A 13,757-nucleotide genomic window follows, 5' to 3' on the forward strand; every position below is an offset into this window, starting at 1 on the left:
CCAAGGCCAATTTGGGGGTGCTGGACCGATTTCCGGGGCTGGGTGGGGCCCCGGCGCCCACAATCGCTGTGTCGCTGCCCGAGCCACCGCCGGCGACGACGAGGGCTCGGCCGTCGACCGTGGCCGCGGCGAGGCCCGTACCGGACCCGTACGGCCGGTACCGGCGCACGCCCGGCCACCCCCGGTGAAGGCGAGCAAGCGTCCGCCGACGACGGCGGTGGCCGGCGCCAGGCACCGCACCGCTCACCTGCCCCGAGCCCCACCGCAGCTCGTCGACCGCCCGCTCCCGCAGGGCCCTGCGGCCAGGTGGCACGCTGCGTTCCCACGCGCGTTCGCCAGGACTGTCCGGGCGTCAGGCGGGGGCGGGTTCCAGCTTGCAGCGGAAATGCCGGAGGAGCGCGGGCTGCTCGACCAGACGGTAGCCGGGGATCCGCTCCCTGCCCTTCACCGCGGCCGCCAGGGCCTCGCCGACGTGGTTCAGGTGGCCGATGCCGTAGGTCCTGCGGGGAAGCGCGAGCCGGACCAGTTCGTAGGGTGCCGTGGTGATCGGGTTGCCCTTCTCGTCCTCACGGCCCAGGTAGAGCGAACCCAGTTCCACGGAGCGGATGCCGCCTTCGAGGTAGAGCTGGCAGGCGAGCGCGTGGCCGGGGAAGCGATGTGGGGGGATGTGCGGGAGCAGGCGGCCCGCGTTCAGGTAGAGGGCGTGCAGGCCCGGCGGTTCGACGATGTCGATGCCGGCGTCGCGGGTCAGGTGCGCCAGGTGCAGGGCCGCGTCGGCGCGGGAGCGCAGGTATCGGGGATCGAGGGCCTCGGTCAGCCCCAGGGCGATCATGTCCAGGTCCCGGCCGGCCAGGCCGCCGTACGTGGGAAAGCCTTCCGTGGCGATGAGCAGCGGCTCGCACCGCTCGGCGAGGTCGCGGTCGCGCAGGCCGAGGAAGCCGCCGATGTGCACGATGCCGTCCTTCTTCGCGCTCATCAGGCAGCCGTCGGCCAGCCGGAACGCCTCCTCGGCGACCTGGCGCGGAGTCATGTCACGGTAGGCCGCCTCTCGCTGGGTGACCAGCCACGCGTTCTCCGCGAAGCGGGCCGCGTCGAGGAAGAGCGGGACGGAGTGTTCGCGGCACAGGGCCGCGGCTCGGGCGAGGTTGTCCATGGAGACCGGTTGGCCGGCCTCCCCGTTGTTGGTCAGCGTCATGACGACCAGCGCGATCCGGGAGCCATCGGGGCCCCGCAGGGCGCCTTCCAGCCGCCGTAGGTCGATGTCGCCCTTGAACGGCTCGTCGCTGTCCAGGTCCTGAGCGCGCGGGCAGGGAAGGTCCACGGCCCGGCAGCCCGCCAGTTCCACGTTGGCGCGCGTGGTGTCGAAGTGGGTGTTGCTCAGGGTGATCTGCCCGGGGGTCAGGAGGGCGGAGAACAGGATGCGCTCGGCTGCCCGGCCCTGGTGGACCGGCAGGACACAGGGATAGGAGGTGAGGTCCCGTACCACGTCCTGGAAGTGGTAGAAGGAGCGTGACCCGGCGTAGGACTCGTCGCCGGCCATGCCCGCCGCCCACTGCGCCGCTGACAGGGCACCCGTTCCCGAGTCCGTGAGCAGGTCGATCGTGACCTCGTCGGCGCGCAGTCCGAACAAGTTGTAGTGCACGCGGCGCAGGGCGCGCTCCCGCTGTTCTCGCGTGGTCACCGGAATCGGTTCGACGACCTTGACCCTGTACGGCTCCACAGCCCTCACCCTCCTGATGCGCGGTCCGCCCTGTCATCCGGTGACGCGTCGAACGCCGGCGACGGCATCGGCGCCCCGTCCCCCGGCCGGCCACGGGGGGTGGACCTGGTAAGCCTCCGGCGAGAAGTAGACGTTCACGCGAGGTGGCTGCCAGGTGCTCCGAACGAGGGACGTATAGGCGATCAGCCCCACCCCCTCCGACAGCCGACGGGACGTCATCGCGGCCAGTGCGCGGTCGAGGACGGCGGCGTCCATGTCGTGGCGCCGCAACAGTGCTTCGGTACGGTCCCGGGCGACCCGGTCGTCACGCGCGTAGGCGCGGACCGGGACGTGGACGGTGTGGCCACTGGGACGTTCCGTGTCCCGCTCGGTGTAGGACAGGCAGGACACCAGGGGCCGGTGAGCGAAGCGCCCCTGGTCGCCTCCCGCCACGCGGCAGAACTCGGCCGTCCGCTCGGCGCCGTCTCCCGGCAGCAGACGGGATACGGCACGGATCTCCGCTGCGGTGACGTCGTGGTGAGCGACGTAGACCTTTACGCGTGGCGTGTCCCACCGGCCCAGATCCAGTGCGAAGAACAGGATCTCGTCCCTCTCGGGACCGCGTGGCATGGCGTGTTCGCGCACAGCCGGCCACGCCCGGCCGAACCCGAACCGGCCCATCGCTTCCTGCGTGACCTGCGGGGCCCGTTCCCGCCCGTGCGCCTGCGGGTTGACGTACACCTTGATGCCCGGCGGCCGGTCCTGGCACAGGTCCATCGCGCACCACAGCGCGAAGGAGCCGTGGATCGCCGCCGGGAAGAAGAGGTCCGCCACCCGGCGCAGCGGTTCGGTGGAGAAGTCCCGGCGCGTGGCCAGGGCCTGCAGGGCCCGCAGCCCCTGGCGGCCGTTCTCCTCAAGTGTGCCCGCCGTGCAACCGGGTTCGGCCAGGACCCGTACGGTCGCCGGACTCCCAGCCGTGAACGCGAGCGAGAACTCCACCGGCGAGTGGTCGTCGCAGACGAACGAGGGCGAGGGCGGGCCGGCCCGAAGGGGACGCCGGGCCGCTGGGCCGAGCAGGTCCAGGAGGTCGAGGAGCGGGAGCTCGCAGTCGCCGTCCGGGTCCGCGAACCCTGCCGCACCGCAGACGCGACGCAGTTGTCCGCCCACAAGCTCGCCCAGGGTCACTTCGTCGACGGCCTCCGCGGAGATCGTCTTCATGGCGGAGGAGGTCAGCCGTCGGGTGTTGCTCAGGGTCATGCGCGGACTCCAAGACTGTGTGCCGTGAACGCTGGACCCACGGTCCTCACCACGACCTTCGCCCCGGTCACCTCCCGGTCACGCGATGGCTACAATCGGTGTCCGGCTGGTCACTTACCGTCCTGTCGTCGTGGCCGGCCGGGGGACGAGTGACCGGGGGAGCAGTGAGCACGCGGTACGAGTTCAAGGTCCTGGGGCCCCTCGAAGTGCTGCGCGACGGGCGGCCGGTGCGCATCGACGCGGCCAAGGTGCGGCTGCTGCTGGCGGCGCTGCTCGCCGAAGCCAACCACGTGGTCACCGTGGAAACGCTGGTGACCCGGCTGTGGGGCGAGCACCCACCCGGCCGCGCACGCAACACGCTGCAGAACTACGTCCTGCGGCTGCGTCGTGCGCTCGGCAGTCCGACGGGCGGTGCCCCCGTGCTCACCCGCCCCCACGGCTATGTGATCGAGGCGGCGCCGGACGCTTTGGACCTGTACCGCTTCAACGCCCTGGTCCGCCAGGGCCGTACGGCCCTCGACGAGGGTGCGGCGGCCCGCGCGGCCGCCCTGTTGCGCGAGGCACTGGCGCTGTGGCGGGGCGATCCGCTGTCCGATCTGCCCGCGCACCTCCTGCAGGGCGTCGCACCGGCGCTGGACGAACGGCGACTGGACGCCCTGGAGCTGCGGATCGACGCGGATCTGGCCCTCGGCCGGGCCGCGCACGTCCTGCCGGAACTGCGTGGCCTCATCGAGGAGTATCCGCTGCGGGAGCATTTCTGGGCTCAGCGGATGCGCGCCCTTTTCCACTGCGGACGACAGGGCGAGGCGTTGGAGAGCTACCGCGTGGTCGCCGCGATGCTCGCCGACGAGTTGGGCGTCACGCCCGGGGCTGAGCTGAGGCAGCTCCATCAGCGGCTGCTGACAGCCGCCCCGAACCTGAACGAGGCAGGGGCAGGGGCGTCGGCTCCGCTGCCCAGGGACGGCCATCTGCCGGTCGAGATGACGACGTTCGTCGGCCGTGAGAACGAAGTGTCCGAAGCGCGGCGCCTGTTGGCGTCGGCCAGGATCGTCACCCTCACCGGAGTGGGCGGTGTCGGCAAGACGCGGCTCGCGCTGCGGGTCGCCGCGGACGTGGCGCCGTCCTTCGCCGACGGCGTGCGGCTCGCGGATCTCGCCCCCCTGGCCGACGCGGACCTCCTCGACCGGGCTGTCTCCGAAGCGCTCGGCCTGCGGGACCAGTCCGCGCGGCCCGCCGCGGACGCCGTCGTCGACCACGTGCGCGACCGGCGCCTGCTCCTCGTCCTGGACAACTGCGAGCACTTGGTCGAGCCCGTCGCCGCGCTCGTGCTGAGGCTGGCGTGTGCGGCACCCGGGCTGCGGGTCCTGGCCACGAGTCGACAGCGTCTGGGAGCACCCGGCGAGCACGTCCTGACGGTGCCGTCGCTCACCCTGCCCGGTGCGGATCCGTACCCGGACGGCACCGCTCACAAGGCCGGCCCGGCCGACGCCGCGGTCGCAGCCGGGACCGACGACCCGCTGCTGCGCTCGGAGGCCGTGAGACTGCTCATGGACCGTGCCGCCGGCTCCGCCCCTGCTTTCCGGCTCACCGCCCGCAACCGCGAGGCCGTCGCCCACCTGTGTCGGCGGCTCGACGGCATTCCGCTCGCCATCGAACTGGCGGCGGTACGGCTGAGCACCATGACGGCGGAAGAGATGCTGGAGCGCCTCGACGACCGGTTCCGCCTGTTGTCCATGCCGCAGACGCGTACGCCGGCCCGCTACCGCCATACCCTGCGCGGCGTCGTCGACTGGAGTCACGACCTGTGCACCGAACAGGAGCGGCTGCTGTGGAGCCGGTTGTCCGTGTTCTCCGGTGGCTTCGACCTGGAGGCGGCGGAAACGGTCTGCGCGGGCGAGGGCGTAGCCCGTGAGGATGTGCTGAACCTGCTGGCAGAGCTCGTCGACAAATCGATCGTGCTGGTCAACAGTTCCGGTGATCGGGCCCGGTACAGCTTGTTGGAGACCATCCGCCAGTACGGTCAGCAGCGGCTCCACGAAGAGGGGCGCACGACGGCGCTGCGTGTCCGGCACAGCGAGTTCTACCGGGCGACCGCCGTACGGGCCGGCCGTGAGTGGTGCGGGCCGCGTGAGGTCGACTGGCTCATCCGGCTGCGCACCGAACTGCCCAACCTCCGGGCGGCCCTCGACTACTGCGCGACGCGGCAGGACAGGGTCGCGGCCGGCATCGAGATCGCCGTCGACCTGGCCCGCACCCGATGCTGGTTCTTCAGCAGCACCCTGGGGGAGGGGAGGCACTGGCTGGAGCGCCTGCTGGCCCCCGGTCCCGAGGGGCCGCGCGCCCTGGGTGCGCCGAACTCGTCGGACGCCGTGACCGCGGGGGAGCCGGCGCTGGTCGCCGGGGCGCTGGCGATGAAGGCGTGGATCGCGCTCTGCCAGGGCGACAACCCCGCCGCCGAGACGTTCCTGGCCGAATGCCGTGCCATGGCCGCAGACCTGCCGGACGACCCGTCGGCGGCGCCGGTGACGTACATCGAGGGCGCGCACGCCATGCTCGTACGAGGTGACCCCGCCAGCATCGACCTGCTGGCCGAGGCGCGGCACCGGTTCCTTGCGATCGGGCAGGGCGGCGACGCCCATATGGCGACCATGCTGTGGGCCATGGCGGAGGCGTTCTTCGGCGACCGCGCCTCGGCGTCCGCGGCCCGTGACGTGTACGTCGCCGAGGCCGAGGCGAGCGGAGCCGAATGGGCACGCACCTGGGCCCGGTGGTGCACGGGGCTCGTCGAACTGCGCCACGGCGAAGCGGAGCGGGCGCTGGCCCCGCTGCGCGAGGCGCTGGTGCGGCAGCGGGGCATCGGGGACAGCTGGGGTCCGGTGTGGGGTCTGGAGACGCTGGCCTGGGCCGTGGCGGTCACCGGTGACTGCGCCCGGGCGGCGTGGCTTCTGGGCGCCGCCCACCGCATGCGGCAGGAGACGGGGGTGGCGCTGATCGGCCTGCGCCCGTTCCATGAGGCGCACACGACCGCCGAGCGCCGGGTCAGGGCATCGCTGGCCCCTGAGGAGTACACGGCTGCCTGGTCCAGGGGTGCGTCCGCCGAGGACGGTCTGCGACTCGCGCTGGACGAGCGGGGGTTCCCGGGGTGACGGAGCCGAGGTCCCGGGCCTGACCGGGGAGCGCCCCGGCTCCGGTCCGGCCGCCGTCGGGTCCGCTGTCGTGGGCCGGTCGGTGTCTTGGGCTGGCCGTTGTCTTGGGTCGGCTGGTGTCTTGGGCTGGCCGTTGTCTTGGGCTGGCCGTTGTCTTGGGCCGGCCGCTGTCTTCGGCCCGCCGGTGTCTGGGGCCGGCCGGTTCGACTGTCCGGTGCTCGACTGTCCGGTGCTGCTGAGGCCGGTGTCCGGTGCTCCCGAGGACCACGACTCCATCGAGGCGGTTCGGGTCGAGGTGGTGCGGGCACGCCCGCGCGACTGCCCGTCGCCTCCTGTCGCCTCTTGTCGTACGAACTATTCCGATATATCGTTGAGGCATCGCGACTGATCAACGATGGAATGGAGTGATGGGGATGCGTTCCCATGGATTCGAGCGTGGACACGGCGGACACGGGCACCACGGACGAGGTGGCTTCGAGGGGCTCCGCGGCGCTTTCGGGCCCTTCGGCCCCGGCGGTGGTCCCGGGTTCGGCGGTCCCGGTTTCGGTGGTCCCGGTTTCGGGCCGGGGCCCTGGGGGCCGAGGGGGCGGGGCGGACCGCGAGGGCGGGCGCGGCGCGGTGACGTGCGCGCTTCGATCCTCGCGCTCCTGAAGGACCGCCCCATGCACGGCTACGAGATGATCCAGGAGATCGCCGAGCGCAGCGGTGGCGCGTGGAAGCCCAGCCCCGGCTCGGTGTACCCCACCCTTCAGCTGCTGGAGGACGAGGGCCTGATCGTCAGTGAGAGCGAGGGCGGCAAGAAGCTGTTCTCGCTCACCGCGGCGGGGCGCGAGGCCGCCGACGCCGGGCCGGAGGCGCCCTGGGAGGAAGCCTCTCGCGGTGTCGACTGGGAGGCGCTCGGTGAGATCCGCCAGGCCGGCTTCGGTCTGATGGAGGCATTCGGGCAGGTCTGGAAGACGGGGAGCAAGGAGCAGCGCGAGAAGGCCCTCGCCGTCATCAACGACGCCCGTAAGCGGCTGTACCTCATCCTCGCCGACGAGGACTGAGGGCGTGCGGAGATCCGCACGCCGCGAGTGGGCCGGTGGCCTCCCGGCCTACGGCGGGGGCGCCCCGCGGAGTGGTCCGCGGGGCGCCCCCGTGTGTGTGGGTGCCTGACGGGCCTGTGCGCCCGGGGCTCAGGTCACCAGGCCCGCCAGCCTCCGCAGCGACTCGTTCAGTGCCGCCGTGGCCGAGTCCTTCAGCTTGCCCGCCATCAACGACACCGCCGCGCCCGTGAACTCCCCGTCGATCCGTGCGTCCGTGGCGCCGTCGCCGACCGGCGTCAGCGTGTAGCGCGTGGCCACCGTCACCGCCATGGGCCCCTTGCCGCGGATGGCCAGGACGCGCGCCGGTTCCAGTTCCTCGATGGTCCACTCGACCTCGGCCGGGAACCCCATGAGCTTCATGTTCTCCTGGAAGGTCGCGCCCACTTCGAGAGCGGTGGGGCCGCCGCCCGGGAAACCGGTGTGGGTCGCGTTCCACTCTCCGTGCGCCGACCAGTCCGTCAGCTGCGCCCAGACCTTCTCGGCCGGCGCCTCGATCCGTGCCTGCGCGCTGACTTCGGCCATGCGACCACCCCTTCGTCTCGGGCTACGGTGTCGCGGAACGTAGTCGCGGGGTCTGGAACATTCAATACTGATGAACAGTCAGAAATCGTGGAGGCCCCGGCCGGTCGGGCCTAGGGGCACACCGGCATGTCTCCCGGAACGGGTCGGCGAGCAGGCGTCCCCGGGGGCGTGCGAAGGGGCGCGCGTGTCTCCCGAGCGGCCCTCAGGACTTTTCGGCGTGATCTCCTCCGTAAGGAGGAGATGCCAGGGGGCGAGTCCACTCTGCGTGGGACGCGAAGATGCTCCCCCTCGGGGATGACCCGGCCCGACGTGGCTGATGGGGTAGAGGATGTGCAACCCCGTATTCCCCGGCAGCCGGCCCAGGAGCAGGACTGCCGGCTCCCGGCCGCCGTCGCGGACGATGCCAGGCTCAGTGACGCGCTGACATCGGTGATCGCCGGTGCCCGCCGCCGCGCGGTCAGGGACGGGGACCGGCAGATGGACACGGCCCATCTGCTGCACTCGCTCCTGGAACACGACCCGGACGTGTACGCCGTCGTCGGCGACGGCCCGCACCTCGCCCGCCTCCTCGGCTACCTCGTGCAGCGCACGATCGGCTACGGCCTGCGCTGGCAGGGCACCGTCGAGGACTCCGGTGCCGTGCCCGTGGTCATGGCCGGTGAGGGCTTCTCGCCGCTGGCGGCGGCCGCGATGGGGCACGCCCGGCGGCGCGCCGCCCACCGTGGCGATGGCGAGGCCCGCGGTGTCGACCTGCTCGCGGCGATCCTGGCGGACCCCCAGGCGCGGGCCGTCGAGGTGCTGGAACACGCGGGGATCGACGCGAGGGCGCTGCGCACACGGATCGACCGGCACCCGGACACGTACGCCGACGGCGAGAACGGCCGCTAGCAAGCGCCGTCGGTCACGGGAACCCGACCGCGGGTCGCGTCCGGAACCCGATCACGCGTCGCGTCCGCTCCCGTCAACCGTCCGCTCCCGTCCCCCACCCTTCACCGCATCGCCCCGGCCCTGGAAAGCCCTGGAATGCCCCGAACCGCCGCGCCCGCACCGCACCCCGTCCATACGGCGAGACAGGTGTCATTGGGGATGACGCTCATGTCATCGCCTGTCATCATGTGCCCGTGCCTATCTCACAGAGCAGTCGGTTCGGCCACGGCAAGGGCGTCGGCCTCGGCCTGGCGATCGGATCCGCGGTCGCCTTCGGCGGATCCGGTGTCGCCGCGAAGCCGTTGATCGAGGCGGGACTCGACCCCCTCCACGTGGTGTGGCTGCGTGTGGCCGGAGCCGCCCTCGTGATGCTGCCGCTCGCAGTGCGCCACCGTGCGCTGCTGCGCGAGCGCCCCGCACTGCTCGCCGGGTTCGGTCTGCTCGGTGTGGCCGGCGTGCAGGCCTGTTACTTCGCCGCGATATCCAGGATTCCGGTCGGCGTCGCCCTGCTCGTCGAGTACTTCGCACCCGCTCTGGTCCTCGGCTGGGTGCGGTTCGTGCAGCGGCGGCCGGTGACGCGTGCCGCCGCGCTCGGGGTGGTCCTGGCGGTCGGCGGCCTCGCCTGCGTCGTCGAGGTCTGGTCGGGTCTGAGCTTCGACGCCCTCGGGCTGCTCCTCGCGCTCGGCGCCGCCTGCTGCCAGGTCGGCTACTTCGTCCTGTCCGACCAGGGCAGCGACTCCGGCGAGGAGGCACCCGACCCGCTCGGAGTGATCGCGTACGGCCTGCTCGTCGGCGCCGCCGTCCTGACCGTCGTGGCCCGCCCGTGGACCATGGACCGGTCGGTCCTCGCCGGCACCGCCCACATGGACGGCACCCCGGTGGCGGCGATCCTGCTGCTGGCCTGGATCGTGCTCGTCGCAACGGTCGTCGCCTACGTCACCGGGGTGCTCTCGGTACGACGGCTCTCCCCTCAGGTCGCCGGCGTCGTCGCCTGCCTCGAAGCGGTCATCGCGACCGTCCTCGCCTGGTTCCTGCTGGGCGAGCACCTCTCCGCCCCGCAGATCATCGGCGGCGTGATCGTGCTGGTCGGGGCGTTCATCGCCCAGTCGTCCGCGCCCGCCAGGAGTCCCGCCGAGCCGGTGGCCGGCAGCGGTCGGGAACGTGAGTTGTCCGCACGGGGACACATCTCCTAGGCTGCCGATCATGCCTTCGACACGCGTTCTCCCGCCTCCGGCCGCCTGAGGCGGGCCTCCGGAAGCCGAGCCCGGTGCCTGACGGGAACGAGAATCCCGCGCACCGCCGGGCGGGACGGTGCTGCCCGCAGAAGAAGTCCACGGGCCCCGCTGTGTGGGGCCCCTCCCGAACTTCCGCGCATACGCGCGTCTGCGGAGACCACTCGTGTCGAACACTGCATCCGGCCTGCCCATCGGGCGAGGCCTTCTCTACCTGATCGTCGCCGGTGCCGCCTGGGGCACCGCGGGCGCGGCCGCCTCTCTGGTCTACCGGGCCAGTGACCTGGGGCCGATCGCCCTCTCCTTCTGGCGGTGCGCGCTGGGCTGCGTGCTGCTGACCGCCTTCCACCTGCTGCGTCCGCGTACGCGGCGCACCGCCGGGTCCGAGCCGCTCGGCCGCAGGGGCATGCGGGCCGGGGCCACGGGACTCGGCCTCGCGGTGTTCCAGACCGCCTACTTCGCGGCCGTCGAGACCACCGGACTCGCCGTCGGCACCGTCGTCACCCTCGGCGCCGGGCCGGTTCTCATCGCCCTCGGTGCCCGTCTGACCCTGGGGGAACGGCTCGGCGGCGTGGGGGTCGCGGCCGTGGCCGGTGCGCTCACGGGGCTCGCGGTGCTCTCGTTCGGCGCCGGTGGCGCGAGCGTACGACCGTGGGGCGTCCTGCTCGCCCTGCTGTCAGCGGCCGCTTACAGCGTGATGACGCTGCTCACGCGCAAGTGGGGGCGCGACGGCGGGCGCGACGCCGCCGACACGTCCGTGTGGGCCTTCGCCGTCACCAGCGTGTGCCTGCTGCCGTTCGCCCTCGCCGAGGGAATCGTGCCGCACACCGCGGAACCGGTCCGACTCGGCTGGCTGCTCGCCTACATCGCGTCCGTGCCCACGGCTGTCGCGTACGCCCTCTACTTCGCGGGCGCGGCGGCCGTACGGTCGGCCACCGTCTCCGTGATCATGCTGTTGGAGCCGGTCGGCGCGGCGGTGCTGGCCGTCGTCCTGCTCGGTGAACACCTGACGGCCCCGACCCTCGCCGGCACCCTGCTGATGCTCGGGTCGGTCGCGGGGCTCGCCGTGGCGGAGACCCGCGGGGCGAGGAGGCGCGAGCCGCGCCCGGCGTGAGGCCGGCGGGCCCCGCACTCACAGGGGTGCGGGGCCCTTGCCTCCCGGCTCAGCCCTGGTCGTCCGCACCCCGGTCCGGGCGCCGTCGCACCAGGTGCTCCCGTGCCGCCGCGTCGCGCGGACCGCCACGCTCCGCCAGTCGGGCCGCGATCGCGTCCTGGACCTTGGCCGTCCGGCGACCGGCGTACTTGAACTTCGCGCGCACGCCGGTCACTTCGAGCCGCACCCCCCGGATCCCGGACAGCAGGCGTCCGTACGGCTCCTCGCCCACCGCGGCGCGGGCCGAGCCGCCCTCCGGCTGGAGGTGCCCGACCTGGCGGTTGAGCAACTCCGCCTTCTCGGCCGGGTCGTCCACGACATGGGCCCGGCACCGGAGTTGGACCGCGGCGTAGAAGCTGGTCGGCGTGCCGTGCTCGGGCGGTTGCTCGGGATCCGCCTGCCAGGGGCCCGGCACGTACACGTAGTCGTCGACCACGCTCAGCACGACCTCGGGGGCGGCGAGCAGTGCCGGCCACAGCGGGTTGGGGCGGGCCAGATGCGTGACGGCCTCACCGCGCTCGGCGTCGTAGGTGAAGTGCAGCGGCTGGACGTGCGGGGGCTCGCCCCCGACGCCGTTGACGACGAGCTGACCGAAGTCGTGGACGGCCAGCCAGCGCTGCCACTCGGCGTCGTCGCGGGGCGCGTCCCAGGGGTGGATCAGCATCACAGGGACCCGAGGTACCCGGGGAGTTCGGTGCCGGGCGCCAGGGCCGGGTCCGGGACCGGGGCCTCGTAGCCCTTGCGCAGCGGGACGACGCCGGCCCAGTGGGGGAGGGCGAGGTCCTCGGGCTCGTCGTTCACGCCGCCCGTGCGGAGCTTGGCGGAGACCTCGTCCAGGTCGAGGCGGATCACGGCGGTGGCGGCCAGCTCCTTCCGGTTCGCGGGACGTGAGTCGGCCGACCGCCCCGCCACCACGTGGTCCACCAGGGCGTCGAGCGCGATCCGCTTCTCCTCGGGGTCCGTCACGTCGTAGGCCGTGCCGTGCACCACCACGGACCGGTAGTTGATCGAGTGGTGGAAGGCGGAGCGCGCCAGGATCAGCGCGTCGACATGGGTGACCGTCAGGCACACCGGCAGCCCCGGCTCGGCCTGCCCCGCCATGCGCAGGGGGCGCGAACCCGTCGAGCCGTGCACGTACAGCGTCTCGCCGACCCGGCCGAACAGCGTCGGCAGCACGACGGGCGCGCCGTCGCGTACGAACCCGAGATGGCAGACGTAGGCCGCGTCGAGTATCGCGTGCACCAACTCCTTGTCGTACGACGCCCGCTCCGCGGAACGGGTGGGGACGGTGCGGTCGGTCGGCGTGTAGGCGGCGGTCGGCGACGTCGGCTGCCGGGTCCCCTGCATTGCGCCCTCCATTGTACTAGTGCATAATTGGCTTTGTGCTAGGAGGATATCGGATCGAAGGGCGCCGTGCAGCGGATATCGCGGCGAGCGTCGAGCGTGCGGTGGGTTCCGGGGAACTGGAGCCGGGCCGACTGCTGCCCACGATGCGGGAGTTGGCGGTCGAGCTGGGGGTGAATCCCAACACGGTCGCGGCCGCGTACCGGATCCTGCGCGAGCGCGGGGTGATCGAGACGGCGGGCCGCCGGGGGAGCCGGGTGCGGCCGAGGCCGGCCACGACCGGCCGTGAGTACGTCCGGGTGGATGTGCCCGACGGGGTCCGTGACGTGGCGAGCGGCAACCCCGACCCGGCGCTGCTGCCGTCGCTGGCGAAGGCCTTCGCGGCCGCGGCCGAGCAGGGCGACCGGGAGCCCGTGCTGTACGGGGACGACCCCGTGGAGCCGGAGCTGGCGCGGGTCGCACGGGCCGGCCTGGACGCCGACGGGGTGCCGGACGGGCCCCTCGCCGTCACCTCGGGCTCCCTAGACGCCATCGAGCGCGTCCTCGCGGCCCACCTCAGACCGGGCGACACCGTCGCCGTCGAGGACCCGGGCTGGGGCAGCCTGCTGGACCTCGTCCCGGCGCTCGGTCTGCGCATCGCCCCCGTCGGTGTCGACGACGAGGGGCCGCTGCCGGACGACGTGCGGCGTGCTCTCGGCGCGGGGGCGCGCGCCCTGATCGTCACCGACCGGGCGCAGAACCCCACCGGGGCGGTGGTCGGAGCCGCACGCGCGCGTGCCCTGCGCTCGGTGCTCCGGGACCACCCGCAGGTCCTGCTGATCGAGGACGACCACGGCCATGGCATCGTCGACCTGCCCCTGAGTCCGCTGGCGGGCGTCACCCGCAGCTGGGCCTTCGTCCGCTCCGTCGCCAAGGCCTACGGGCCCGACCTGAGGCTCGCCGTGCTCACCGGCGACCCTGTCACCCTCGACCGGGTGCGCGGCCGTCAGCGCCTCGGGCCCGGCTGGGTGAGTCGGCTGGTGCAGCGGGCGGTGGTGCGGCTGTGGAGCGACGGAGTCCCCGACCCGGCGGAGGCGGCGGCGACGTACGGCAGACGCCGCGAGCTGCTGCTCCGGGCGCTGGCCGAGCGTGGGGTCACGGCGCATGGGCGCAGCGGCATGAACGTCTGGATCCCGGTCCCCGACGAGACGGGCGTCGTGGCCCGCCTCCTGCACGCGGGCTGGGCGGTCGCCCCGGGGGCCCGCTTCCGGACGAGCGCACCCCCCGGAGTCAGGATCACCGTCTCGACACTCACGGAGGAGGAGACCGGGCCTCTCGCGGAAGCGGTGGCCACGGCCCTTGGACCGGGCCCGGCACGGAGCTACGTGTGACCTACGGGTGCGCCGGCCGACC

11 protein-coding genes are annotated in these 13,757 nt (G+C 72.9%); 6 read left to right on the top strand and 5 right to left on the bottom strand.

Translation table 11 applies throughout. The features are described from left to right. Positions 1–352: 352 nt before the first annotated feature. Complete coding sequence (locus ACFYNL_RS00140; RefSeq protein WP_388793948.1) at positions 353–1,720, bottom strand: tryptophanase; 1,368 nt, start codon at positions 1,718–1,720, stop codon at positions 353–355. Positions 1,721–1,753: 33 nt separating this feature from the next. Next, positions 1,754–2,956, bottom strand: coding sequence for a tryptophan dimethylallyltransferase family protein (locus ACFYNL_RS00145; RefSeq protein WP_388793951.1), 1,203 nt, complete (start codon positions 2,954–2,956; stop codon positions 1,754–1,756). Positions 2,957–3,120: 164 nt separating this feature from the next. Between ACFYNL_RS00145 and ACFYNL_RS00150 the strand changes: the two genes are divergently transcribed. After that, entirely contained in the window at positions 3,121–6,102 is a 2,982-nt protein-coding gene (locus ACFYNL_RS00150; protein WP_388793953.1) for a BTAD domain-containing putative transcriptional regulator, read from the top strand. Positions 6,103–6,515: 413 nt separating this feature from the next. Next, positions 6,516–7,148 carry a PadR family transcriptional regulator gene (locus tag ACFYNL_RS00155; protein WP_388793956.1) on the top strand — a complete coding sequence of 211 codons (633 nt, stop codon included), beginning with the start codon at positions 6,516–6,518 and terminating at the stop codon, positions 7,146–7,148. A gap of 129 nt (positions 7,149–7,277) precedes the next feature. Here the strand turns inward: ACFYNL_RS00155 and ACFYNL_RS00160 are convergent, their stop codons facing one another. Next, complete coding sequence (locus ACFYNL_RS00160) at positions 7,278–7,709, bottom strand: SRPBCC family protein (RefSeq protein WP_388793959.1); 432 nt, start codon at positions 7,707–7,709, stop codon at positions 7,278–7,280. Between the two features lie 330 nt (positions 7,710–8,039). On the opposite strand from ACFYNL_RS00160, the gene ACFYNL_RS00165 reads away from it, so the two are divergent. The 3 genes from ACFYNL_RS00165 to ACFYNL_RS00175 all read left to right on the top strand — a co-directional run bounded on the left by ACFYNL_RS00165 (position 8,040) and on the right by ACFYNL_RS00175 (position 10,982). Next, on the top strand, positions 8,040–8,597 hold the full coding sequence (locus tag ACFYNL_RS00165) for a Clp protease N-terminal domain-containing protein (RefSeq protein ID WP_388793962.1): 558 nt from the start codon (positions 8,040–8,042) through the stop codon (positions 8,595–8,597). Between the two features lie 227 nt (positions 8,598–8,824). After that, positions 8,825–9,829, top strand: a complete 1,005-nt coding sequence (locus ACFYNL_RS00170; protein WP_388793965.1) for a DMT family transporter — start codon at positions 8,825–8,827, stop codon at positions 9,827–9,829. A gap of 205 nt (positions 9,830–10,034) precedes the next feature. Then, on the top strand, positions 10,035–10,982 hold the full coding sequence (locus ACFYNL_RS00175; RefSeq protein ID WP_388793968.1) for a DMT family transporter: 948 nt from the start codon (positions 10,035–10,037) through the stop codon (positions 10,980–10,982). Positions 10,983–11,031: 49 nt separating this feature from the next. Here ACFYNL_RS00175 and ACFYNL_RS00180 read toward each other — a convergent pair whose 3' ends face one another. Continuing rightward, on the bottom strand, positions 11,032–11,685 hold the full coding sequence (locus ACFYNL_RS00180) for an FMN-binding negative transcriptional regulator (protein ID WP_388793971.1): 654 nt from the start codon (positions 11,683–11,685) through the stop codon (positions 11,032–11,034). Then, positions 11,685–12,368, bottom strand: coding sequence for a pyridoxamine 5'-phosphate oxidase family protein (locus ACFYNL_RS00185; protein WP_388793974.1), 684 nt, complete (start codon positions 12,366–12,368; stop codon positions 11,685–11,687). The genes ACFYNL_RS00180 and ACFYNL_RS00185 overlap by 1 nt, the downstream gene beginning before the upstream one ends. Before the next feature lie 35 nt (positions 12,369–12,403). On the opposite strand from ACFYNL_RS00185, the gene ACFYNL_RS00190 reads away from it, so the two are divergent. Beyond that, positions 12,404–13,735 (top strand): aminotransferase class I/II-fold pyridoxal phosphate-dependent enzyme, encoded by a 1,332-nt coding sequence (locus ACFYNL_RS00190; RefSeq protein ID WP_388793977.1) that lies wholly within the window; start codon positions 12,404–12,406, stop codon positions 13,733–13,735. Positions 13,736–13,757: the final 22 nt, after the last annotated feature.

Source organism: Streptomyces sp. NPDC007808, from assembly GCF_042868655.1.
Lineage (GTDB): Bacteria > Actinomycetota > Actinomycetes > Streptomycetales > Streptomycetaceae > Streptomyces.